Source organism: Novosphingobium sp. FSW06-99, assembly GCF_001519065.1.
GTDB lineage: Bacteria > Pseudomonadota > Alphaproteobacteria > Sphingomonadales > Sphingomonadaceae > Novosphingobium.
Genome location: NZ_KQ954263.1, coordinates 55,947 through 78,435, shown reverse-complemented (window position 1 = coordinate 78,435; position 22,489 = coordinate 55,947). Strand labels below are relative to the sequence as shown.

17 protein-coding genes are annotated in these 22,489 nt (G+C 65.1%); 6 read left to right on the top strand and 11 right to left on the bottom strand.

Going from position 1 to position 22,489, the window contains the following annotated elements:
• Nucleotides 1-43: 43 nt before the first annotated feature.
• Together AQZ49_RS18640 and AQZ49_RS18635 are read left to right on the top strand one after the other, a co-directional pair.
• Nucleotides 44-1,336, top strand: coding sequence for an outer membrane beta-barrel protein (locus tag AQZ49_RS18640; protein WP_067619377.1), 1,293 nt, complete (start codon nucleotides 44-46; stop codon nucleotides 1,334-1,336).
• 10 nt (nucleotides 1,337-1,346) lie between these two features.
• Nucleotides 1,347-2,576, top strand: a complete 1,230-nt coding sequence (locus tag AQZ49_RS18635; RefSeq protein ID WP_067619374.1) for a cell wall hydrolase — start codon at nucleotides 1,347-1,349, stop codon at nucleotides 2,574-2,576.
• Between the two features lie 67 nt (nucleotides 2,577-2,643).
• Here AQZ49_RS18635 and AQZ49_RS23035 read toward each other — a convergent pair whose 3' ends face one another.
• The 3 genes from AQZ49_RS23035 to AQZ49_RS18625 form a co-directional block, all read right to left on the bottom strand.
• On the bottom strand, nucleotides 2,644-2,754 hold the full coding sequence (locus AQZ49_RS23035; RefSeq protein WP_369819155.1) for an SEC-C metal-binding domain-containing protein: 111 nt from the start codon (nucleotides 2,752-2,754) through the stop codon (nucleotides 2,644-2,646).
• A gap of 129 nt (nucleotides 2,755-2,883) precedes the next feature.
• Nucleotides 2,884-3,138 carry a hypothetical protein gene (locus AQZ49_RS18630; RefSeq protein WP_067619371.1) on the bottom strand — a complete coding sequence of 85 codons (255 nt, stop codon included), beginning with the start codon at nucleotides 3,136-3,138 and terminating at the stop codon, nucleotides 2,884-2,886.
• Nucleotides 3,135-4,316, bottom strand: a complete 1,182-nt coding sequence (locus tag AQZ49_RS18625) for an MFS transporter (protein ID WP_067619368.1) — start codon at nucleotides 4,314-4,316, stop codon at nucleotides 3,135-3,137. Before AQZ49_RS18625 ends, AQZ49_RS18630 begins: the two co-directional genes overlap by 4 nt.
• Before the next feature lie 219 nt (nucleotides 4,317-4,535).
• Here AQZ49_RS18625 and AQZ49_RS18620 point away from each other — a divergent pair, with 219 nt between their 5' ends.
• Nucleotides 4,536-5,429, top strand: coding sequence for a LysR family transcriptional regulator (locus AQZ49_RS18620; protein ID WP_156428397.1), 894 nt, complete (start codon nucleotides 4,536-4,538; stop codon nucleotides 5,427-5,429).
• A gap of 60 nt (nucleotides 5,430-5,489) precedes the next feature.
• Here the strand turns inward: AQZ49_RS18620 and AQZ49_RS18615 are convergent, their stop codons facing one another.
• Nucleotides 5,490-7,955, bottom strand: coding sequence for a TonB-dependent receptor (locus tag AQZ49_RS18615; protein ID WP_197411123.1), 2,466 nt, complete (start codon nucleotides 7,953-7,955; stop codon nucleotides 5,490-5,492).
• A gap of 461 nt (nucleotides 7,956-8,416) precedes the next feature.
• Between AQZ49_RS18615 and AQZ49_RS18610 the strand changes: the two genes are divergently transcribed.
• Nucleotides 8,417-9,226 carry a DUF2189 domain-containing protein gene (locus AQZ49_RS18610; protein ID WP_067619359.1) on the top strand — a complete coding sequence of 270 codons (810 nt, stop codon included), beginning with the start codon at nucleotides 8,417-8,419 and terminating at the stop codon, nucleotides 9,224-9,226.
• Nucleotides 9,227-9,229: 3 nt separating this feature from the next.
• Here the strand turns inward: AQZ49_RS18610 and AQZ49_RS18605 are convergent, their stop codons facing one another.
• On the bottom strand, nucleotides 9,230-10,093 hold the full coding sequence (locus AQZ49_RS18605; RefSeq protein ID WP_067619529.1) for a DMT family transporter: 864 nt from the start codon (nucleotides 10,091-10,093) through the stop codon (nucleotides 9,230-9,232).
• 105 nt (nucleotides 10,094-10,198) lie between these two features.
• On the opposite strand from AQZ49_RS18605, the gene AQZ49_RS18600 reads away from it, so the two are divergent.
• Nucleotides 10,199-11,602, top strand: a complete 1,404-nt coding sequence (locus AQZ49_RS18600) for an aminotransferase-like domain-containing protein (RefSeq protein ID WP_067619356.1) — start codon at nucleotides 10,199-10,201, stop codon at nucleotides 11,600-11,602.
• On the opposite strand, the gene AQZ49_RS18595 is transcribed toward AQZ49_RS18600, so the two are convergent.
• Together AQZ49_RS18595 and AQZ49_RS18590 are read right to left on the bottom strand one after the other, a co-directional pair.
• A complete protein-coding gene (locus AQZ49_RS18595; protein ID WP_067619353.1) occupies nucleotides 11,571-13,598 on the bottom strand; it encodes a M13 family metallopeptidase in 2,028 nt (675 codons plus the stop codon). The two genes, AQZ49_RS18600 and AQZ49_RS18595, sit on opposite strands and share 32 nt — an antisense overlap.
• A 140-nt stretch (nucleotides 13,599-13,738) precedes the next feature.
• The gene (locus AQZ49_RS18590) at nucleotides 13,739-15,607 is read right to left on the bottom strand and encodes a HAMP domain-containing methyl-accepting chemotaxis protein (RefSeq protein ID WP_082701908.1); all 1,869 of its coding nucleotides are present in this window, start codon (nucleotides 15,605-15,607) and stop codon (nucleotides 13,739-13,741) included.
• A gap of 195 nt (nucleotides 15,608-15,802) precedes the next feature.
• Between AQZ49_RS18590 and AQZ49_RS18585 the strand changes: the two genes are divergently transcribed.
• Complete coding sequence (locus AQZ49_RS18585) at nucleotides 15,803-17,107, top strand: MFS transporter (protein WP_082701907.1); 1,305 nt, start codon at nucleotides 15,803-15,805, stop codon at nucleotides 17,105-17,107.
• On the opposite strand, the gene AQZ49_RS18580 is transcribed toward AQZ49_RS18585, so the two are convergent.
• From AQZ49_RS18580 to AQZ49_RS18565, 4 genes are all read right to left on the bottom strand, one after another.
• Complete coding sequence (locus tag AQZ49_RS18580; RefSeq protein WP_067619343.1) at nucleotides 17,090-17,854, bottom strand: sulfite exporter TauE/SafE family protein; 765 nt, start codon at nucleotides 17,852-17,854, stop codon at nucleotides 17,090-17,092. The genes AQZ49_RS18585 and AQZ49_RS18580 overlap by 18 nt on opposite strands.
• A 74-nt stretch (nucleotides 17,855-17,928) precedes the next feature.
• The gene (locus tag AQZ49_RS18575; protein WP_231739308.1) at nucleotides 17,929-19,077 is read right to left on the bottom strand and encodes a DUF1501 domain-containing protein; all 1,149 of its coding nucleotides are present in this window, start codon (nucleotides 19,075-19,077) and stop codon (nucleotides 17,929-17,931) included.
• 228 nt (nucleotides 19,078-19,305) lie between these two features.
• Nucleotides 19,306-20,811 (bottom strand): DUF1800 domain-containing protein, encoded by a 1,506-nt coding sequence (locus tag AQZ49_RS18570; RefSeq protein WP_197411121.1) that lies wholly within the window; start codon nucleotides 20,809-20,811, stop codon nucleotides 19,306-19,308.
• Nucleotides 20,812-20,893: 82 nt separating this feature from the next.
• Nucleotides 20,894-22,489, bottom strand: a complete 1,596-nt coding sequence (locus tag AQZ49_RS18565) for a DUF4139 domain-containing protein (RefSeq protein ID WP_067619338.1) — start codon at nucleotides 22,487-22,489, stop codon at nucleotides 20,894-20,896.

Here is a 22,489-nt window from a genome sequence, read left to right as displayed (position 1 = left end):
ATGAGGGCCGGGGCCTGCCTCATCGGGGCTTGGAGGCGATTTCATGGATTTGAGGCAGACTTTGGGTTGCAACCCGGCCAGGCGCGCCGCGTCTACCGCGCTGGGGCTGGCGCTCTGCACCCTGCCCACGCTCGCCGTGGCCCAGCAAGTGGTCGACACGCGGATGGAAAACGACACCGCCGCGTCGCGCCTGCGGCCCGAATATGATCAGCCGGGCATTCCGGCGGGCTCGTTCCTGCTGTTTCCCACGCTCACCGCCAATGCGTCGTACAACGACAACATCTATGCGCGCAGCGACATTGTCGATGCCGACGAAGTGCTGGCGGTGCGCCCGGCAGTCGATGCCCGGTCGCAATGGTCGCGCAATCAGGTCGATTTTACCGGGCAGGCCGAAATCGATCGCTATGCCACGCATGCCGACGAAGATGTCGTCACCTGGTCGGTGGCGGGCGACGGGCGGTTCGAACTGGGCAGCAACACCACGCTGTCGACCGATGCGCAGTTCGCCAGCAATATCGAACCGCGCGGCAGCACCGGCGACACGCTGTTCGGCGCGAAACCGGTCGCCTATGGCCAGTTCACCGCCGATCTGAAACTGCAACAGGCGTTCAACACCACGGTGATCACGCTGTCGGGGCATCTCGATCGTTATCGCTATGTGCCGCGCGAACTCGACGGCATGCCGATCGACTTGTCCTATCGCGACTATACCTATCTGGAAGGCAAGACCCGCGTGGCGCAGGCGATTTCGCCAGGGGTGGCCGCCTATGTCGATCTCGAAATCGATGACAACACCTATGCCTTTTACATTCCGTCCACAGGCCAGCGCGATTCGACGCAATATGCCGCGCTGGTGGGCGTTGCCTTCGGGCTGAACCGCCTGCTGCAGGGAGAAGCGGCGGTCGGCTATTTCCACCGGACCTTTCGCGACGATGCCAACCGCCCGATCGGCGGACTGGACTACAACGTGTCGCTGGCGTGGAGCCCGACCCGGCTGACCACGATCAACCTGAGTGCGGACAAAGCCTATCAGCGCGCACCGATGCTGGGCGTGGCCGGGTTTGAACAGCAGGATTTTGCGTTGCAGGTGGTGCACGAACTGCTGCGCAACCTGCTGTTGAAGCCGGGCCTGACATACAGCATCGCACAATATGTCGATGCCCCGTTTCACGACCGTTTCGGCAGCGCACAATTCGTGGCGACCTGGCTGATCAGCCCGCACTGGCAGGCAGAGGCCAGCGCATCGCACCGGCTCGGCCGCTATTCCGACCCTTCGCTGGCGGCACGCAGTTTCAACCAGAACGTGGTCAGCCTGGCGCTGACCTATCGGTTCTGACCGCGCCGCCATGGCCAGCGGCCCGATCGCCCTGCCCGACCGCAGCCAGTCCGGTGCCGCGATGCCCGCATCCGGCCCGGCGATCTGGCGCGACCGGCGCACGTTCGTTTGGCGGTTGGCCATGGCGCTGCTGTTTGTCGGCACGCTCGGCTGGCTGATCCACACACATCCGTTACCGCGCAGCGATCCGGCGCAGCGACTGTCGCTCGATGAACTGGCCGCCACCACGGCGCCTGCCGATGCGGCAGACCCGGCACGGTTGCCGGCACTGCCGCGCCCGCTGGCACTGCTGGCACTGCCGCCCGATCTGGCCCGCGCCTCCAACGCGGCGGTTCCGGCACAGCCATTTGCCCAGATCGCACCACCCTTTCGCGCCACGCTCACCGCCGATGCGCGGGCACGCGCCGCCGACTGCCTGGCCGCCGCGCAATGGTACGAAGCCGGCGACGACCCGCCCGGCGAACGCGCAGTGGCCCAAGTCGTGCTGAACCGCGTGCGCCACCCCGCCTTTGCCAAATCGGTGTGCGGGGTGGTGTTTCAGGATGCCGACCGCGCCAATGCCTGCCAGTTCACATTTGCCTGCGACGGATCGCTGGTGCGCCGCCGCCCCGGTGTGGTGGCCTGGGCACGCGCGCAGGCGATCGCGATGGCCGCGCTGAACGGGGCGGTCGATCCGGCAGTCGGGCTGGCGACGCATTACCATGCCGATTACGTGGTGCCGCAATGGCGCGACAGCCTGATCAAGCTGGGCGCTGTCGGCGCGCACTTGTTTTATCGCTGGCCCGGCTTCTGGGGCACGCTGGCCGCGCTGCACCCGCTCGCGCCCGGCAGCGCCGAGCCGCAAGTGCCGCAACTCGCCCCGATGTCGCAGGCGCACCGCGCCTTGACCGCATTGCCCGGCCTGCCCGAAGACGATGCCGTCACCCTGCCCCACGCCATTGCCACGCTGCGCTCGCCCGCGCCCGACAGTGCCCGCGCACCCGACCATCTGACGCTGACACTCGACGCCAATGCCTTTCCCGGCAGCTATGCCGTGCGCGCCTTCGCCTTGTGCAAGGACCACCCGCATTGCCTGGTGATGGGCCAGACCGCCGATCCCGCACCAGCATTCCTCTATCTGCAGGACACCCGCAAAGGCGTGCAGACCGCCCTGTGGAACTGCGCCCGGACGCCACGCACCGACCATGCGCAGTGTCTGCCCGATGCCGCCGGTGTCGCGCATATTCTGGCCGGGTGGTAAAGCTGGCGGGGGCGCATCACGCACCCCCGCCACCGTTCAGCGCCAGTGATCGCGGCGCAACATGCCGTCATATCTGCCCGATGTCAGGCAGCAGGCCTTGAAACCTCTTCCCCGAGTGGCAGGGACAAGGATCGTTGCGGCCCAGCTTTTCCAGCAGCTCGACCAAGCCGCCGCGCACAGAGCGTTGGCCGCGCTTGACGCGGCTTTCGCTGGGGAAGCCGCGTCGGCGCTTGCTGCTACGCTCGAAAGCAAGGCAGATCGTCAAATCGGGTCGGGTCGGTCATGGTTTCCTCCTCTTGGTTGATCGTCAGAACGGTTTGGCCACCACCTGCATCGCGTCGCGATAGAGGATCGTGCCGGGTTGGCGGGTGGTGATCCGTTCGACCGGCACGCCGCCTTCGCCCAGCAACGCGGCCATCACATGCGCATGCCCGATCGCCTCATGCGCGCCGGCATCGGGACGGAACCAGCACACGCCATCGCTGTGCCAGACCCGCGCGGCGCGCACCGCGAACGGATGCGCCCCGCGACTGCAACGCCATGTGTTTGCGCAGAGGTTCACATGACCTCACCGCACAAGTCGGCATTGCCAAGCGCATCACCGGTGTTCCGGCCAAGCAGGATGGCCAGCAGACCAAGGCCCGAGGCGGCGGCCCCTGCCAGCGCAACAAACGGCAGGCTTAGCCCGGCGGCGATCACACTGCCGCCCAGGGCCGCACCAATGGCGTTGCCGAGGTTGAAGGCGCCGATATTCATCGATGAAGCCAGATTCGGCGCAGCCGCCGCCGCGCTCATCACCCGCACTTGCAGCGGCGGCACCAGGGCAAAGCTGGCAATGCCCCACAGGAAGATCACCACGGCTGTCGGACCCGCATAAGGCATGGCAATCGCAAAAGTAACCAGGATCGCCGTCAGCGCCGCCAGTGTCACGATCAGGGTCTTGTCGACCGACCGGTCGGCAAAGCGCCCGCCCAGCCAGTTGCCAATGGTCAGGCCCACGCCATAGAGCATCAACATGGCGGTGACGAACCCGATCGAACCGCCGGTCTGTTCCCGCAGGATCGGTGCGATATAGGTGAACACGGTGAACATCGCGCTGGCGCCGACGACGGTCAGGCCCAGCGCCGCCAGCACCGGGCCCCGCACCAGCACGCGCAGTTCCGAACGCGCATCGTTGTCCGCAGGCGCCGGCATGTCGGGCAAAGTCACCCACAATGCCGCCATGGTGACCACGCCCAGCGCGGCAATGCCCCAGAAGGCCGCGCGCCAACCAAGCAGTTCACCGGCCCAGGCCGCCAGCGGCACACCCACGACATTGGCGATCGTCAGCCCCATGAACATCGCCGCGACCGCCGCGGCGCGCTTGTGTGGCGCAACCAGTCCGGCCGCGACGATCGATCCAACACCAAAGAAGGCGCCATGGTTGAGCGAAGTGACCAGCCGCGCGATCAACAGCGTGGCATAGCTGCCAGACAATGCCGCGATCAGATTGCCGATCGTGAAGATGGCGGCAAGGCCGATCAGCAACGTGCGGCGCGGAACCCGGCCCGTGGTGAGCGTCATCAGCGGCGCGCCCAGCATGACGCCGATCGCATACGCGCTGATCAGGATGCCCGCAGCAGGGATCGAGACACCAAGATCCTTGGCGATCAGTGGCAGCAGGCCCATCGGCGCAAATTCGGTAACGCCGATGCCAAAGGCACCGGCGGCGAGGGCAAGCAGCGGTGGATTGAATTTCATGGTGGTTCTTTCGGTCAGAAAAGCGGCGGGCGCAGGCGGGCAATTCCCGCGACGAGGCCGATGACGAAACGCACAGCGTGCTCCGCACGGCCTGCCGCACCCGAATACCGATATTTCATCTACGTCCCTTGCCGCGTATTGATGCGCATAAAGATGGAATGGGTACGAAACATCGGGTAGCGGTGCGCAACGCGAAGGATCTTTGCATTGAATGAAAAGATGGCCTTCCATGCCGATCGGGCTCGGGCGCTGGAGACATTCGCGACGGTGGTCAGCGAAGGCAGCTTTTCGGCCGCCGGTCGCGTGCTGGGCCTGACCCCTTCGGCGATCAGCCGCGCAATCGACCGGATCGAAGACCGTCTGGGCGTGCGTCTGCTGCTGCGCTCCACCCGAGCGCTGACGCTGACCACCGAGGGCCAGGCCTATCTGAGCAGCGCGCGGCGGATACTTGCCGATCTTGACGATGCCGAACGCTCGATCGCCAACCAGGGGGCACCGCGCGGGCGCTTGCGCGTGAGCGCGGCACTTGCCCATGGTCGCCTATGCATCGTGCCGCTGCTGGGAGAATTTGCGCGGCGCTATCCGGATATCCTGGTGGATATCAGCCTCACCGATCGGCTGGTCGATATTGCCGCCGGGCAGACCGATGTTGCGGTCCGCTTCGGCCCACTTGGCGACAGCCCGCTTACCGCGCGCAAACTTGGCGTGAGCCGACGCGTGGTCGTCGCCTCGCCCGACTATCTCACGCGCCACGGCACGCCGGAACGGCCCGAGGATCTGCACCACCACAATTGCCTGAGCTTCAATTTCCGCCGCGCCGAACCGATCTGGCCGTTTCGCAAGGACGGCCGCGACTATGTGCTCAGCGTCAGGGGCATGATCGAGGCAAACAACGGCGAGACGCTGGGGCAACTTGCAGCCGATGGTGTCGGCATTGCGCGGGTCGGTCGGTTCAGCGTGGAGCCCGACCTGGCGTCGGGTCGGCTGGTCCCAATTCTGGAGGCGTTCAATCCGGGAGACATCGAGACCATCCACGCGGTCTTTCCGGGTGGCGTCAATGTGCCTGCGCGCGTGCGGGCCTTTGTCGATTTTCTGGCCGAGCGCCTGACCTGACTCGCCGTGGGCATGATGGTGACTATCACCTTCATGCCCACGGAAATCAAAGACTGGCGTTCAGTACTTGATGCGGAAGGTGCCGCCAAAGGTGCGTGGCGCACCCAGGAACGCATCGAGCACACCGGTCGAATTGGTCGGCACGTTCTGGAACCCGGAATTGAACGCGACTTGCGTGTAATTGGTGTTCAGCAGGTTTTCCGACCAGACTTCGATCGCCCAATGTTCATCGCGCGGGCCAAAGGCGATGCGACCGTTCGCCAGGACATAGCCGTTCTGGTACTTGCCCGGATCGAGATCGGACCCGGTGTTGTATCCGGACGAATATTTCGCCCCGATGTTGAACCGCAGCTTGTAGTTCTCGCCGATCGGCTGGGTATACGTCGTCGATCCCGACAGCGACCAGAACGGCGCCAGCGACAGCCGCGAATTGGCCGCGCCCAGAAAACCGGTCTGCGCCTGCAGCGCCGCCAGTTCCGCCGCGTTCAGGTTGTAACGGGTGTCGGCATACGTCACGCCGCCCTGGATGCTGAAATTCTTGGTCGCAATCCACACGAAATCAGCATCGACGCCCTTGCTGATGACCGACGGCACCGAAGTGACCACGAACACCAGCCCGTTGAACGTGTTGAGCTGGAACCCCTTGTACTTCTGATAGAAGAGCGAAGCATTCAGCAGCAGCTTGCGGTTGAACAGAGTCGCCTTTTCGCCGATTTCAAACGAATTGTTGGTTTCAGCGCCAAACTGCGTGTTGTTGATCGGGGTGATCGCTGCCGCGCTGCCCGGTGCACAGCCTGCCGTGCCGATCGTGCATTCAACCCGATCGAGATTGAAACCGCCCGCTTTGTAACCGCGCGCATAGGATCCATACAGCAACAATTCGCGGCTGGCGCGATAGACCAGCTTGGCCGTGCCCGACAGAACGCTTTCGGATTCGGCCTGGTTGTTGACATAGTTGTTGTAGCCGGGGCTGAGGAACGGCAGGCACATCGTGCCGTTTACCGCCGCCAGTTGGGTCGCCGCGGCGGGGTTGACCGCGTTCAGAATACCGAACGCCGCGTTGGCGGCGGCGCAGCCCGCGCCGTTGCCAATGTTGTTGCTGTTCTGGAACAGGGTCTTGTCGTCATACGTATAGCGCAGGCCGCCATTCAGGCTGAGCTTGTCGGTAAAGTGGAAGGTGTTGTCGGTGAACAGCGCATAAGTCGAATCGCGCTGGTGATATTGATCGACCGAACCGGATCCCGCCGCATAGTTGACCCCGCCGACATAGGGAAACGTCAGCCCGGTCTGAAGGAAATTGGGATCGGGCTGGCCCGTGACCAGCGACGAGAACAGCAGGCCGAGGTATGGCGTGAACTGGCTGCCGACCAGGATGCTGGTGTTTTGTTGCAGCGTCTCTTTCGACAGGAAACCACCGACCAGATAATCGAGCGGGCCAGCCGAACCGGCATAACGCAGTTCCTGGGTGAAAGTGCGGAATTGGGTCGAGTTGCTGTTGTTGAACGGCAGATAATCGATGTCTGCGGTCGAAAAATCGGCGTCGAAACCGGCCGTGTTCTTCCAGTCGCGATAGGCCGTGATCGAGGTCAACGACCCGGGCCCGACTTTCCAGTCGATCTGCATCGAAATGCCGCTGTCATTCACAAGCTGCCCGTCGGGCCGATTGGCATAGGCGGTCCGCGCATACGGATTGGCGGCATTGCCGTCGTTGCCGCCCAGCGCATTGACCAGGCTGTTGGCGAAATTGCCTTCGCTGGCACGCGTAATCACCGCGATGCAGCATTCTTCGTTGCGATGCGAATGATCGACAATAATCCGCACTTTGAGATCGGTGGTCGGGATGATCAGCAACTGGCCACGAATCGTGTAGAAATTGCGGTTGGTATCCTGGGTTGCGGTGTTCGGCCCCGGGCCGTCATTGACGCTGAAATACCCGTCGCGATGACGGTCGGCAAAATACAGACTGGCAGCCACGGTATCACCGACAATCGGCCCGGTAACCTGCACCGCGCCACCAATGGCGTTATAATTGCCCACGGTCAGATCGGCATCGACGCCCAATTTGAAGGACGGCGCAGCGGTCAGGATGTTGATGACGCCGGCCGTCGCCGATTTGCCAAACAGCGTACCCTGCGGGCCTTTGAGCACTTCGATCCGGTCGACATCGCCAAGATCGCCGAAGCCAACGCCATTGCGCGGGCGATAGACGCCGTCGATCACGATACCGACCGAGGATTCCAGGCCGGCATTGTCACCAACGGTGCCAATGCCGCGGATGCGCGCGGTGGTCGATCCTTCATTGGTGGTCGATGTCACCAGCAGACCCGGCGTCAGCACGGCCAGATCCTTGATATCCTTGACCCCGGTATCCTCCAGCAACTGGTGGCCCACGGCGGTCACCACGATCGGCACGTTTTGCAGGCTGTTGCTGCGCTTTTGCGCGGTGACGATGATGTCGTCGACGGTGTGTTCCGGTGCGGGTGTCGCGGCAGGCGCGGCAGGCGCGGGCGCGGCGGATTGGGCCACGGCAGATGTCGCGACCAGTGACAGCACAACAGCGATAACGGAAACAGACGTGCGGATTTCGCGCATACAAGCAGAACCTTCCCTAAATTTACCGGTTTTTGTGAGCCTTGCAGCCAACGGTATTGATACCGGTGTCGCTTGACGCAAACGTAATGTCAACCGCTCAGTTAAACCCTAAAGTGCTACAAGCGAACGCAAAGAACCCGCCACGACAGCATCGCGATCGCGAATCCCGGCCTTGACGCGGTTTCGTGCCGGCATCGGCCAGAACGCGTTTGTCGCGCCATCACCCCTGTGCAAGCGGCGCGGAGGGGCGTATGATGCGCAGACCAGACCGTGCGACGAAACGCCTTCGCGAAAGGCAATGCGCATGACATTTCCGGTTTCTTGCGCACATGCCCAAGTGTTGATCCACGCGACCCAGGTTTCCCCGCATGGCATAAGCAGACGGGAGAGCATTCATGGCAATTGCGCATCGTGCCCAGGCGGCGCCAACGGTTGACGATATCCAGATCCGCGAAATCGGCCTTCACGATCTGCGGCTTGCGCTTGGGCGCGGCTGGCAGGCGTTCATCTCGAAGCGCGGCGATCTGGTGTTTATCGGGTTCATCTATCCGGCGGTTGCGCTGTTGGCGGCGCTGATGGCCGCCAATGTCTCGGTCTTGCCGCTGGTCGTGCCGGTGGCCGCCGGGGCGATCCTGATGGGCCCTGCGGCGGCGAGCGGGTTTTACGAACTGGCGCGGCGCGAACAGCTTGGACTTGAATCCGGCTGGCGGCATTTTTTCGATGCCTATCGCATCGCGACGGCGGAATCGGTGGCAACCCTGACGGCGATGGTCGCGGTGCTGTTTCTCGGCTGGATCATGTGCGCCTGGACAATCTACCTCGCGACCATGGGCGCCGTGCCAATCGAAAGCCCGGCCGCCTTTGTTCACGCGGTGTTTGCCACCCGCGCGGGATGGAACATGATGGCGCTGGGCAACCTGGTCGGGCTGGGCTTTGCGATTGTCGCGCTGGGGATGACCGTGGTGTCGTTTCCGATGATGGTCGATCGCCGCGTCGGCGTGGCCACCGCGCTGCGTACATCGCTGCGCGTGACGATGAAAAACCCGGTGACCATCGCGACCTGGGGGCTGATCGTGGTGGCACTGCTGGCGCTGGGCGCGCTGCCGGCGTTTGTCGGGCTGGGCGTGGTGTTGCCGGTGCTGGGCTATGCCACCTGGCACCTCTATACGCTGGCGGTCGAGCGTCCGGAACCGGGCCAGCGCTGACGATCAGGCAAAGCGTCGGGCACCCGCAACGCTGCCGACCACGACCATGGTGACTGCCAGCATGACCGGGGCCACCGGTTCGTGCAGAATGGCTGCGGCCAGGCCCAGACCCATGAACGGTTGCAACAGTTGCAGTTGCCCGACGCTGGCAATGCCGCCCAGGCTGAGCCCGCGATACCAGAAGATAAACCCGATCAGCATCGAGAACACCGAAACATAGCCCAGCCCCAGCCAGCTTTGCCAGCCAACCGCGCCCAGCCCGGCGACGGGCCAGCACACCCATGTGCCCAGCGCGGCCAGCGGCACGCAGGCCAGCAGCGCCCAACTGATCACTTGCCAACCGCCCAGATCGCGCGTCACCACCGCACCTTCGGCATAGCCAAGCCCGCACACCACCACCGCCGCCACCATCAGCGTATCGCCCACCGCCGATGATTGCGCGCCACGCCCCAGCGCAAAGCCGGCGACAGCAGCCGCGCCGATCAGCGCAAAGCCCCAGAACGCGGGCGACGGTCGCTCACCGCCGCGCAGCACCCCGAACACCGCCGTGCTGAGCGGCAGCAAGCCGATGAACACCAGCGATCGCGCCGAGGTGATATGCTGCAACGCCAGCGCGGTGAGCAAGGGAAAGCCCAGCACACACCCGCCCGCGACCACGGCCAGCGGGCGCCACTGCCGCGCGTCGGGCCAGCGCTGGCGCGCCTGGATCAGCAGCGCACAGGCCAGCAGGCCCGCGATCAGCGCCCGCGCGCTGGTAAGCAAGAGCGGCGAAAACCCGGCCACGGCCAGCCGCGTGGCGGGCAGCGAACCGCTGAAAATCGCCACCCCCAACAGACCGTGGCCCCATCCCCGATAATCGCCGCGCATCGCCATCTCCTGAAATTCGCGTCCCGTTTACGCGGCAAGGGCTGGCGCAACCAGATACAGAGCAGTACAGTTATGATTATCTGTACTAACAAAGGACAAATACAGATGGCCGCAACCACGCAGACCGGACGAGTGGTCGACAGCATTCGCAGCCGGATTGCCGCGCGCCTGCTCTGCGCGGGCGACCGCCTGCCCTCGGTGCGCCAATCCGCCGCCGGTTTCGGCGTGTCACCCGCAACCGTGGTCGAAGCCTATGACCGGCTGGTGGCCGAGGGACTGATCGAGGCCGTGCCGCGATCGGGGTTTTTCGTCAGCCCTCTGGCCGGTGCGCCGCACAGCCCGTCGGCACGCGCGCCGCAGCGCGACCATGCGATCGATCCGTTCTGGGTGTCGCGCCAGTCGCTTGATGCCGCCCCGTCGAGCGACAAGCCCGGCTGCGGCTGGCTGCCGCCCGCATGGATGCCGCAGCGCGCCGTGCAAAAGGCACTGCGCGATGTCGCGCGCGACGGGACCGTGTTGACCGATTATGGCAGCACCGCGGGCGATCCCGCGCTGCGCCGGCAGATCGCATTGCGCTTTGCCGCCGACGGGCTGTTGTGCGACCCGGAACAGATCCTGCTGACCGGTTCGGGCACCCAGGCGATCGATCTGATCTGTCGCCTGTTGCTGCGACCGGGCGATACCGTGCTGCTCGATGATCCGTGCTATTTCAATTATCAGGCGCTGATGGCCGCGCACGCCACGCGGCTGGTGTCGGTGCCGTTTACCCCCACCGGCCCCGATCCGGCGGTGTTCGAAGCGGTGGTCGCCGCGGAACGCCCGCGCCTCTACATCACCAATTCCAGCCTGCACAATCCCACCGGGGGCAGTCTGAACCTGACCACCACGCACCGCCTGCCCGCGATCGCCGCCGCGCATGGCATGGTGATCGTGGAAGACGACATCTTTACCGATTTTGCGCCCGGCGCGCCGACCATGGCCGCGCTCGACGGCCTGAACGGGGTGATCCGCATCGGCAGTTTTTCCAAGACGCTGTCGGCGGCGCTGCGCTGCGGCTATGTCGCGGCGCGCCCGGAATGGATCGCCGCGCTGTCAGATCTACAACTGGCGACCGGCTTTGGCGGCCCCAGCCCGATCGCCACCGCCGTGATCGGCCATGTTCTCGCCAGCGGCAGCTATCGCCGCCATATGGACGATCTGCGCCGCAAGCTGGCCGCAGCGCGGCAGGATATCGCCCAGCGCCTTGCCGCGCTCGGGATCATGGCCGAAGGGCGCCCGGCGGGCGGTTTTACGCTGTGGTGCCGCCTGCCCGATGGCCTCGACAGCGCGGAACTCGCCCGCGCCTGCCTGCCACACGATGTCATCCTGGCCCCCGGCAACGTGTTCAGCCCCAGCCAGAGCGCAAGCGCAATGGTACGCTTCAACGTGGCGCAGACCAGCGCGCGAACACTCGCGACGCTGGGCTGCGTGCTGGATCTTACCAGATCTTCACGCGATCTTCGGGCTTGAGATACATCTTGTCGGTCGGCTTGGGCGCGAACGCCTTGTACCAGTTGTCGGCATTGCGCACTTCCCACGTACGGTATTCGCCTGGCGAATGCGGATCGGTCAGCAGGCGCTGGCGCAGTGCCGCCTCGCGGAATTTGACCCGCCACACTTGCGCATAGCCCAGGTAAAAGCGCTGATCGCCGGTCAGCCCGTCGATCACCGGCGCGGGCTTGCCGCCCAGCGACTTGTGATAGGCGTCATAGGCCACCGCCAGACCGGCCAGATCGGCGCTGTTTTCACCCAGCGTCAGCTTGCCCTGGATATGCTGGCCGGGCAGCGGTTCATAGGCATCGTATTGCGCCGCCAGCTTGGCCTCCAGCGCCTTGAACGCGGCGATGTCGGCATCGGTCCACCATTTGGTCAGCTTGCCCGACTTGTCATACTTGGCGCCCTGATCGTCGAAATGGTGGCTGAGCTCGTGGCCGATGACCACGCCGATACCGCCATAATTGATCGCCGCATCGGCCTTCGGATCGAAAAACGGCGGTTGGAGAATGGCGGCGGGAAAGACGATCTCTACCATGCCGAAATTGGCATAGGCGTTGATTGTCATCGGGGTCATGTCCCATTCCCAGCGATAGATCGGCTTGCCCAGCTTACCCAGATCATAGGCGAATTCGAACTGACGGCTGCGCAGCGCATTGCCAAACAGGTCGTCGCGCCGAATCTCCAGCCCGGAATAATCGCGCCATTGCGTGGGATAACCGATCTTGGGCGTGAACGCGGCCAGCTTTTCGTGCGCCTTCACCTTGGTTTCGGGCGCCATCCAGCTCAACGCGTCGATCCGCGTGCCCATTGCATCGATGATATTGTGCACCAGCGCATCGGCAGCGGCCTTGGTCGCGGGCGGGAAATAGCGCGCGACATAGATCTTGCCGACATCTTCGCCCAGCGCGCGCGTGGTGAACGACACCGCGCGGCGCCAGCGTTCCTCGCGCTCGGGCGTGCCGGTCAGCACCGTGCCATTGAACGCAAAGCTTTCCTTGGCGATCGCTTCGGGCAGGTACGTTGCAAAGCTGTCGAGGCTGCGCAGCAACAGCATGTCGCGCAGCACCGCGACATCGGCATCCGCAATCAGCCTCGCCTCGGCGGTAAAGGCCGAAGGTTGCGCCACCAGCACATGATCAGGCGCCTGGCCAACCGCGCGGAACATCGCGGCAAAATCAAATCCGGGGGCCATCGCGGCCAGTTGCGCCAGCGTCATCCGGTTATAGGTCTTGTCGGCATCGCGGCTGTCGACGCGCGTCCAGTGCCCGCGTGCAATCGCGGTTTCCAGCGCCATCACCGCCTGCGCGCGTGCCACACCATTGGCTTCGCCGGCCAGATCGAACAGTTTGGCGAGATGCGCGACATAGGCGGCGCGGATCGTCGCCATGCGGGGGCTGTCGGTCAGATAATAGTCGCGATCGGGCAAGCCAAGCCCGCTCTGGCCCATGCCGATGATATACGTCTCAGGGTCTTTGTCGTCCTGGCCCACATTGAAGCGGAACGGGCCATCGACCCCGTTGCGCGCCGCTTCGGCAATCAGCGCGGGATAGTCAGCCTTGTTCGACAGCGCCCGGATGTGGTCGAGCCAGGGCTTGATTGGCGCCAGCCCCTTTGCCTCCACCGTGGCGAGATCGAGATAGCTGGCATAGGCATTGCCGATCCGGCTGCCCGGATTGGCGAGTTCGTCCTTGAGGATGTCCTGGGTACGCTGTTTCGACAGATCATCGAGCACGGAGAACATGCTGTAGGTCGACTTGTCTGCCGGGATGGTTACCGCTTTCAGCCAGCCGCCATTGGCATAGCCGAAGAAATTGTCGCCCGGCGCCACGGCGGTGTCCATGCCCGCCGTATCGAAACCAAATGTGCCATATATCGGCACAGTGGCCGCCGGGGCCGCCGGTTCGGCTCGCGTCAGCGCGGGCGCCGACAGCATCGAAGTGGCAAGCGCGACAAAAACCCATTTGCGCATGCGCGCGACCTCCTGAAATTTTATTTCAAGAGATCCGTGTGCGTGCATTGGCGCACCCAGTCAATCAGGACACAATGTCGTTCGTCGAAGATGATCGGCGGTTAGTAGTGTGCGGACCGATCTCCTGGCGCGACTCGCGCCTAAAACTCCGACCAGTCGTCGGTGGCCACGGCGGTGTTGCCCACGCTTGCGCGCATCGGTGCGGATCGGGCCATCGGTGCTGGCCGGTGTGGCGCGGCAGCCGGGCGCCGTGCCGGGAGATGCGTCGGGGTGAGCGATGGCGTACCGATGTCAAAGCGCGCGACCACGGCGGTCAATTGTGTGGCCTGATGTGCCAGCGATTGCGCGGCGGCAGTCGACTGTTCGACCAGCGCAGCGTTCTGCATGGTGGTCATGTCGAGCCCGGCCACCGTCTGGTTGACCTGGCTGATCGCTTCGACCTGGGCTTCCGCACTGACCGACAGCGTGCCGATCGTTTCGGCCAGCGCATTGGCCTTGGTCACGATGCGTTCGAGCGCGGATTGCGTCTGATTGACCAGCGTGGCCCCCTGTCCGACCTGACGCCCGCTGGTTTCGATCAGCGTGCCGATCTCGCGCGCGGCCTGCGCCGAGCGCTCTGCCAGACTGCGCACTTCGCTGGCAACCACGGCAAAGCCGCGCCCCGCTTCGCCCGCGCGCGCCGCCTCGACCCCGGCGTTGAGCGCCAGCAGGTTGGTCTGGAACGATATCCCGTCGATCAGTTCGACGATCGAGCGCATCTGGGTGGAGGAAGCGGCAATCGAATTCATCGCTGCCACGGCATCCGCCATCAGATCGCCGCTTTGCTGCGCCTCGTGGCTGGCTTCCTGCGCCATCGTGCTGGCGGCGTTGGCAATCGAGCGCGCTTCGGCGACCGAACTGGTCAGTCCCTTGACGGTCCCGGCGGTCTGGCTGAGCGAGGCCGACTGTTCCTCGGTGCGTTCGGACAAGTCCTGAGCCGACGCGGATATTTCGTTGGCACCGTTGTGCACGCCTTGTGCCGATTGGGCGACATGGCCGATCTGTTCAGCCAGAACCGTCATCGCGGCGTTGAAATCGCTGCGCAATGTTTCATATTCGGATGGAAACGCGGTGTCGATGCGATGAGTCAGACGCCCGTCCTTCAGGCACTTGAGCCCGGTCATCAGGGCGCCGGTCACGCTTTGCTGCACCGCCAGTTGGGCTTGCGCATCGGCCTGGGCACGCGCGACAACACTGTCCTTGATCGCGCCCAGCGCGCGGGCAATATCACCCAGTTCGTCGTGCTTGTCGCGACCGGGAATGTCGATATCGAGTTGCCCGGTCGCCATCTGCGTCATCGCGTCGCGCAATTGGGCCACCGGGCGCGACACCTTGATCCGGCAGATCGCCATGACCGCCAACCCGATCAGCAGACCGACCAACCCGACCACGACGGTGTCGCGCGTGGCATCGCTGCCGATCACCTGGATCGCGCCGACGTGGCTGTTCACATCCGCGCGGTTGGATGTCAGAACGTCTTCGAAATGCTTGCGCGTGGTGCGCGCCAGATCGACCATCGGGCCATTGATTTCGACTCGCGCCTGGTCGGGATGGCCGGACAACTGATCATCGCGCGCAGCAACGATCGATTGACGCAAGGGTTGCCAGGAGACCTGCGCGGCATCGAACAAGTCCTGTTCCTTGGCGGGGCGATGCGTCGCCCGGCCATAATCTGCCAGATCGGCATCGGTCTGGGCCAGTGACTTGTCGAGGTCGGCCGCCGCCTTGCGCACGACTTTGGCGTCATCGGCCAGCATCATGCGCATCAGGCGCACGCGCGTCACATCGATATCGGTCATGATCGTGGCGATCTTGAACACCGATGGCATCGTCGTGCTGTTGATATCCTCGGCCATGCCCGAAACCTGGCCCAACCGGGTGACTCCGATCAGCGCGAGTCCCAGCATCAGCGCCACAAGCAATGCCGTGCAACCTGTGACAATCGTCCCGATCTTGAGTCTTTGCAGCATGGTGTCCCACTTTCGCTAGTGTCCTCCATGCGCACGGGGTGCTTAAATCGCGATCAAGCATGCCCTACTGGATTCACCCTGCGATCCGGTAACGCCCCAGCGACAATCGATCAGGCTGCAAAGGGTGCCACGGGTCCCTTGACCAGACCGGCAGTCCCTGAAATCCTGCACGCTTCAACCCTGGGGGAGGGTGCCATGGCGCAGGCGGCATTGACGGGGGAAACGCCAGGGGAAACGCCCGGGCCATTGGCCGATCACGCCTTGTCGCAAAGGCCGTCGCAAAGGCTGTCGCGACGGCTGGTGCTGATGCTGGCGCTGGCAATGCTGGTCAACTATGCCGATCGTGGCAGTCTGGCGGTGGCCGCCCCGTTGTTAAGCCGGCAACTGGCGATCGGCCCGGCGCGCCTCGGCCTGCTGCTATCCGCGTTTTTCTGGAGCTATTCGCTGGCGCAACCGCTGGCGGGCATGGCGGTGCAGCGCTGGCCGATCCGCCGCGTGCTGGCCATTGCGCTGCTGGCCTGGTCGCTGGCGACGATGCTGTGCGGGCTGGCGGGCGGCTTTGTCAGCCTGTTTGCGCTGCGCATGTTGACCGGGCTGGGCGAAAGCGTGATCTATCCCGCCAACGCCCGGTTGCTGTCCGAACATGCCCCGCCGCATCAGCGCGGGCAGGCCAATGGCGCGATATCGGCGGCGATGGCGCTGGGCCCGGTGGTCGGCACGTTGATCGGCGGGCTGATCCTGGCGCGGTTCGGCTGGCCCCCGGTGTTCTGGGTGCTGGGTGCGGCCTCGTTGCTGTGGCTGCCGGCGTGGTTTGCCACCCCCCTGCCCCAGCCGACCGTTGCGCCCGCAATTTTGCGCAAGTCGGGGCCGGGCTGGGGCGAAATCCTGTCGCGCCGCGCGTTGTGGGGGATGGGCCTGGGCGGGTTCTGCTATGCCTATCCGCCCTATCTGCTGATGACATGGCTGCCGACGTTTCTGGTCAATGGCGAACACGACAGCCTGATCCGCATGGCCTGGATCGGCGCCGCCATTCCGTGTTGCCAGGCTTTGGGCAGCGCCTTGAGCGGGGTGCTGTCAGACCGCGCCATCGCCCAGGGGCAGGACGAAAGCGCCGTGCGCAAACGCTATATGCAGGGCGGCATGGGCGGGTGCGGGCTGATGATGCTGGGCGCCACGTTCGCGCCGCATGGCTGGGTGGTGGTGTGGCTGGGCGCGGCGGCGTTCGGCGCAGGGTGGATGAGCACGATCAACTTTGCCGCCGGGCAGATCCTGGCCGGGCCCGCCGCCGCCGGGCGCTGGATGGGCGCGCAGAATCTGATCACCAACCTGTCGGGCGTCGCCGCACCGCTCGCCACCGGGCTGATCGTCGCGCAGACCGGATCATACCGCATGGCGTTTCTGGTGCCCGCGCTGCTGTCGCTGGTCGGACTTGCCGCGTGGGGCCTGTTGACCGGGCCGATCCGCCCGCTGCAATGGCGCGGGTCAGGACACCCGGAATAGCGCGATCGTCAACGCGATGCCGATCGCCACGACAACAAACCGCAGCGCCCGTTCATTGACCCGGGCCAGCATATGCGCGCCCAGCCAGCTACCCGACAGCGCGCCGACCATTGCCACCACCATCGCCAGCCAGTGCACCTGCCCGGATCCGAGGAAGATCAGCACCGCAGTCAGGTTCATCACGCCTGCCAGCACATTCTTGGTCGAAGCGGCCGCACGCACCGGCACCCGGCTGAGCGCCAGCGCCGCCAGCATCAGAAAGCCGATGCCGCCGCCGAAATAGCCGCCATAGATCGCAATGCCGAGCTGGATCGTACCCGCGGCCATTGTCCCGAGCGGCTTGGCCTCTTCGCCTTCTGCAACCGGTTTGCGAAAGAACGAACCCCACGCAAAGGCGACCGTGGCAAACAGCACCAGCCACGGCACCATGCGGGCAAACACGTCCGACGGGGTCAGCAGCAACAGCACCGCGCCGATCACCCCCCCGATCAGGCTGAGCCCGATCAGCGCGCGCAACGACAGGCTGGCCGTGCCGGACGCATGCGCCCGGCCCATCCAGCCGCCCGCCACCTGCCCCGGAAACAGCGCCACCGTCGACGTGATATTGGCCGCGCGCGCGTCCATCCCGGTCAGCATCAGTGCCGGCAGCGTGATGAACGATCCCCCACCGGCAAGCTGGTTTTGCGCACCCGCCCAGATCGCGGCAAGCAGCAACAGGCCAAACGGCAATTGGGTGGCGGTGATCATGCGCGGGGCTCGCTCGGCTGAATCGGGGACAGACCGCGCAGCGGTAGTCGCGAAACCCCGCTTTGAAAAGCCGCCTAAATGAGGTCGAGTCGCGCGGGGACAGTGCCAGGAAAGACTGTCGCCAGTTGCGCCCGGGTCAGGCCATACTGGCGTTGCCACAGCCCGCCGATCAGCGCGCGATAATCGGTTAGCACCGGCAGGTCGCGGTTCTGGTTGAGCGTTTCGGGTGCGATCCGCACTTGCGGGCCCACCATGCGCCCACCGCTGACCCCACCGCCCAGCACCCAATAGACACTGCCGTGGCCGTGGTCGGTGCCGCGATTGCCGTTTTCGCGGAACGTCCGCCCGAATTCGGACACGACCACCACCACCGTCTGCTGCCACGCCTGCGGGCCGAGCGCCTGGGCATAGGCGGCCAGCCCCCGGCCCAGTTCGCCGATGCGCCCGGCCAGTTGCCCGGTCGCGCCGCCCTGGTTGACATGGGTATCCCAGCCGCCGACATCGACGAACGCCAGATTATACCGATCGCGCATGACCACACCGATGCGCTGTGCCGCCGCCTCGAACCCGCGCGCGGCGATCGCGCCGCGCCCGGCGGCCTTCATCTCGTCATCGATGGTGTGCCACACCGTATCGCGCGCGGCGAACCCGGCGTGGACCGCCGCATCGAGATCGACCGCGCCCAGATGCTGGCCCCGGTACATCGCCGCGATCATCGCAGTTTCGCCATCATCGATCGGCGGCTTGCCATTGCCACCCAAGGCCAGATTGGGGATCATCGGCCCGCCGCGCATCGTCAGCGGCAGACGGTCGGAAAACGCGATTGCACCATTGCCGCCCTTGCCCAGCACCCCCGCCAGCCGCCCCATGAAACCTGACTGAAACTGGCGCGGCCCGGTGATCGGCTGCCCCATCTCGATGGTATCCTGCGTCTCGAAATGGCTGCGGCTCATGTCGTCGGTGCCGGCGAACGGCACAAACGCGATCTGGCGCGATTGCCACAGCGGCGCGATCGAGTCGCGCAGGGCCGGGTGCAGGCTCCAGTCGGCATCAAGCCGCAGTGCCGCCTGCGGATTGGCCGGATCGGGCGCGGCGAGCGCGATTGTCGGGCGCGCCTCGTGATAAAAGGCATTGCCTGTGGGCGCGACGATATTGGCCGCATCATAGGCCCCGCGCAGGAACACCAGCAGGAACCGCGTGCCTGATGCTGCAGGCACCGCCATCGCCCTGCCCCCAAGCAAGGCAATCCCCGCTCCACCGGTTAGAACTGTACGGCGATCAAGCATGGATGGTCTCCCTAGGTTTCTGCGCCGATATTCCGGCAAGGCCGGAATATCGGGAGTCGGCACCGGCCCGCTCCCCCACCCGACCACCCTACGATAGTACCCTATGGGTGGTCGGGTGGGGGAGCGGGCCGGTGCCGACTCCCGAAACGCAAGTTTCGGCGCATACTAACGCCGCATGAATTCGGGGCTGGCGAGCAGCAGCATGTTCCATTGCGGCGACGACGATGCGCGATCGAGCACCGCGCGGGTCTGCGCACCGATGGTATGGTCCATCCCGGCAAACCACAGCGCGTTCTGCAATTGCGGAAAGGCGGGTTCGTCGGTGCCGCCCGGATCGCGCGCCTTGAACAGCCCGGCCGATCCGTTGCCGATCGCCTTGGCGATTTCAAAGCGCGTTTCCATCTGCCCCGGCCCGGTCCAGGCTGCCGCATCAAGCGGCCAGCCATCGGGAGTTTCGCGACCATAGGGCAACTCGTCCATGCGCCGCAGCCAGTTGATGATCGGATCGGCGTTGCGGATCACCCGCCCGCCATAGGCATAGCGCACCGCCGACAGCGTGTAATGCATCGGGTCCTTGAAGGCATGGCCCAGCGAGGCGCGGAATTCGTCGCTGCGCAAGACCACCGCCACCACGCGCGCGATCGTGCCGTCGCTCGCCTGCCATTCGGCGGTCATCGCGCCCAGCAGCGCGGGCGACGGATCACGCCCCAGCAGGAACAGCGCCAATTGCCGCGACACATGCGTGCGCGTCGCGCCCTGATCGGCCAGGATCGCGACCGCACGCTGAACCTCGGTCCAGCCGGTGCCGTGGATGGTCTGGCCCAGCAGCACTTTGTCGCCGAAATCGTGGCGCTGCGGATTGAATTCGAACACCCCGTTGCGAATGTAAAAAGCCGCCTTGTCGGGCGGCAGGCGCGGCGCATCGGCGGTCAACCGCACGCCCACCCCGGTCAGCACGCGGGCCAGTTCCTGCACGTCCTTCTGGCTATAGCCCGATCCCACCCCCATGGTGTGCAATTCCATGATTTCGCGGGCATAGTTTTCGTTGATATGCCCGGCGGCGTTCTGGTCGTTGTCGAGATATTGCAACATCGCCGGGCTCATCACGGTGGCCATCAGCAGATCGCGAAACTTGCCCAGGGCATGCGCGCGTAACGTGTCGTCCCAGCCGCCCAGCATCGCACGGATTTCACGCTTGGGCGCATGGATACTGAAATGGTTGGCCCAGAACCAGGTCAGTTGTTCGCCCAGTTGCGCGGGCGAATAAAGCGCACGCAGAATGTCGCGCGTCTGCACTTCGCGATAGAGATCGTTCATGTCGGCCTGCCAGGCCTTGTCGGCTGCGGCCTTGGCCTCGGGATCGGCGATCGTGTTGATCTGGCGCCGGCGCTCCATCATCGCCATGACCAGATCGGCCATCGGCTGGCGGCTGATCCGCATGGCCGCGATCGCCTGTGCGGCCGCCGGTGGCAATGGTGCATCGACCGGCACCGCCAGCGCGGCCACGGGATCGCCCGCAGGCATGTCCGGTTCATCACCGCGCGGGCCCCAGCTCAACCGTTCGGCCAGCGCCAGCCGCATCACGGCGGGCGGCGGCGTGGCCGCGCTGGCGCCCGTGGCTGCCAGCATGGCCAATCCCGCAATCGTGGCGCGCGCCTTCATCATGGCCATTTGTTCCAGTCCCGAACGGGCGATTGCGCGATGTCTACTCCGGCAAAGTTTAGCACGGTGTGAACCGCGTGTTGCGCTGTGGTCAGTTTCGCGACAAGTGCACGGTGATCCAGCGCACCTCGCCGCTGGCGAGCGACAGTCGAACCGTCGGCACGCCATCGACTTTGGGGGCATCGGCGCTGGTGCGTGCAATCAACCAACCGTCATTGGCCACCAGCCGCAACTCAATTGCCGCCTGGCGCGGCGACGCATTGCTCAGCGTGGCGACCAGATCGAACGAACGCCCCCCGGCCTGGTCGGGCAACCGGGTCCAGGCGCACGTAATGTCTGGCGACGGCCCCAGCACGAGCTCGATTTTTTCGCCCTCGGCAGTATCGCGCAAAGCGGGCTCGCCGAGCATCATGACTTGCCCGCCCTGGGCCTGTTCCACCAGCACGCGGCCAGCAGGCAGCGGCAGGCCAAGATGATGCGCATGGTCATTGGTGGTGCGCAGCACCGCGGTTGCCGCGACTGGTGGCGTCGAGGCCAGCCACGGCGCCAGAACGGCCTCGACGCGATACCAGGTTTCGAACGGGGCAGCGGTTTGGGCGATCAGCCGGGTCTGCTTCATCTGCCGCGCGGCGATCGTCGTGCGTTCAGGCACGCGATAGAGCTTGAGATCGCCAAGCTGTTCGGGCGGCAACGAGGCCGCAGCCGGTGCCGGAGCGGGCACGGCCATGCCGCTTTTGAACATGCGCATGGCCGTGACGGTGATGTCGGCGCGACCCGCACCTTCGTCGCCGCGCCAGGGATGCACCAGATCATAGGGGCGGCCCGGTGCCTCGGGGATATCGCTGGTGGTCTGCATGGGCCAGCAGCGGGCGATCACGCGCGGCGCGGCGTTGAGAAACCGCTGCAGATAGACGCGATTCAACCCGCCTGCGACAATCTGCGTGCGCGCCTGGGTCAATGTCACGCCGTTGCCATTGGCCAGCGTGATCCAGCCGGTCAGGTCGAACGTCTTGCCATCATCGCCAATGCGAGCGATGTAATTGGCATTCCAGTCAAAATTCTCGGCAATATAGGTCAGCTTGACTAGCGCGTGGACCGGCACGCGCGACCGTGTCAGCACCGACAGCGTGGGTTGCGCATTGAGGCCTTCGCCGCCACCGCCACCGCCATAAGCAAAGGTTTCCGGCATGCCCGAACACCGCAAAGCCTCGTCTCCGGCGTCGGTGGCGAAGACCACGCCCTGATCGCTGGCCGACACAATTGTTGCGCTGGTCACGGTCGCCTTGCCGGTCTTGCGATCGACCCGGTGCAAATCGACCGTCCGCCCCACCGCCGCGCGCAGCAGCGCCGAGGGCGACAGCAGCGCATCGTCGCGGTTCTTTTCGATCACCCCGCCCGGCAGGCCCGCAACCAGCGCGCTTTCCGCGACGATGCCATCGGCCACACCGGTGAACGCCAGCCGCGCCTCACCGGCGGGCAGATCGACTGCGCGCGTTTCGGTGATCACCGCAAACCCGCCCAGCGACGACAACGCAATCTCGCCCCCGTTGCGATCGGGCGCGCGATAGATCGTGACCGAGCGATCGACCGGCGCCGAGGCGACCACCGCGCGCACCTCTTGCGCCGCCGCCGGGGTGGCGGCGGACAGGGCCATGATCGGGGCGAGGATCAGCGCCAGCCAGCGCAT

Excerpts from the sequence above, each read along its gene's own strand:
- AQZ49_RS18640 (WP_067619377.1), top strand. The coding sequence starts at position 44 with ATGGATTTGAGGCAGACTTTGGGTTGCAACCCGGCCAGGCGCGCCGCG.
- AQZ49_RS18635 (WP_067619374.1), top strand. The coding sequence starts at position 1,347 with ATGGCCAGCGGCCCGATCGCCCTGCCCGACCGCAGCCAGTCCGGTGCC.
- AQZ49_RS18625 (WP_067619368.1), bottom strand. The coding sequence starts at position 4,316 with ATGAAATTCAATCCACCGCTGCTTGCCCTCGCCGCCGGTGCCTTTGGC.
- AQZ49_RS18620 (WP_156428397.1), top strand. The coding sequence starts at position 4,536 with ATGGCCTTCCATGCCGATCGGGCTCGGGCGCTGGAGACATTCGCGACG.
- AQZ49_RS18610 (WP_067619359.1), top strand. The coding sequence starts at position 8,417 with ATGGCAATTGCGCATCGTGCCCAGGCGGCGCCAACGGTTGACGATATC.
- AQZ49_RS18605 (WP_067619529.1), bottom strand. The coding sequence starts at position 10,093 with ATGCGCGGCGATTATCGGGGATGGGGCCACGGTCTGTTGGGGGTGGCG.
- AQZ49_RS18600 (WP_067619356.1), top strand. The coding sequence starts at position 10,199 with ATGGCCGCAACCACGCAGACCGGACGAGTGGTCGACAGCATTCGCAGC.
- AQZ49_RS18595 (WP_067619353.1), bottom strand. The coding sequence starts at position 13,598 with ATGCGCAAATGGGTTTTTGTCGCGCTTGCCACTTCGATGCTGTCGGCG.
- AQZ49_RS18590 (WP_082701908.1), bottom strand. The coding sequence starts at position 15,607 with ATGCTGCAAAGACTCAAGATCGGGACGATTGTCACAGGTTGCACGGCA.
- AQZ49_RS18585 (WP_082701907.1), top strand. The coding sequence starts at position 15,803 with ATGGCGCAGGCGGCATTGACGGGGGAAACGCCAGGGGAAACGCCCGGG.
- AQZ49_RS18580 (WP_067619343.1), bottom strand. The coding sequence starts at position 17,854 with ATGATCACCGCCACCCAATTGCCGTTTGGCCTGTTGCTGCTTGCCGCG.
- AQZ49_RS18575 (WP_231739308.1), bottom strand. The coding sequence starts at position 19,077 with ATGGCGGTGCCTGCAGCATCAGGCACGCGGTTCCTGCTGGTGTTCCTG.
- AQZ49_RS18570 (WP_197411121.1), bottom strand. The coding sequence starts at position 20,811 with ATGGCCATGATGAAGGCGCGCGCCACGATTGCGGGATTGGCCATGCTG.
- AQZ49_RS18565 (WP_067619338.1), bottom strand. The coding sequence starts at position 22,489 with ATGCGCTGGCTGGCGCTGATCCTCGCCCCGATCATGGCCCTGTCCGCC.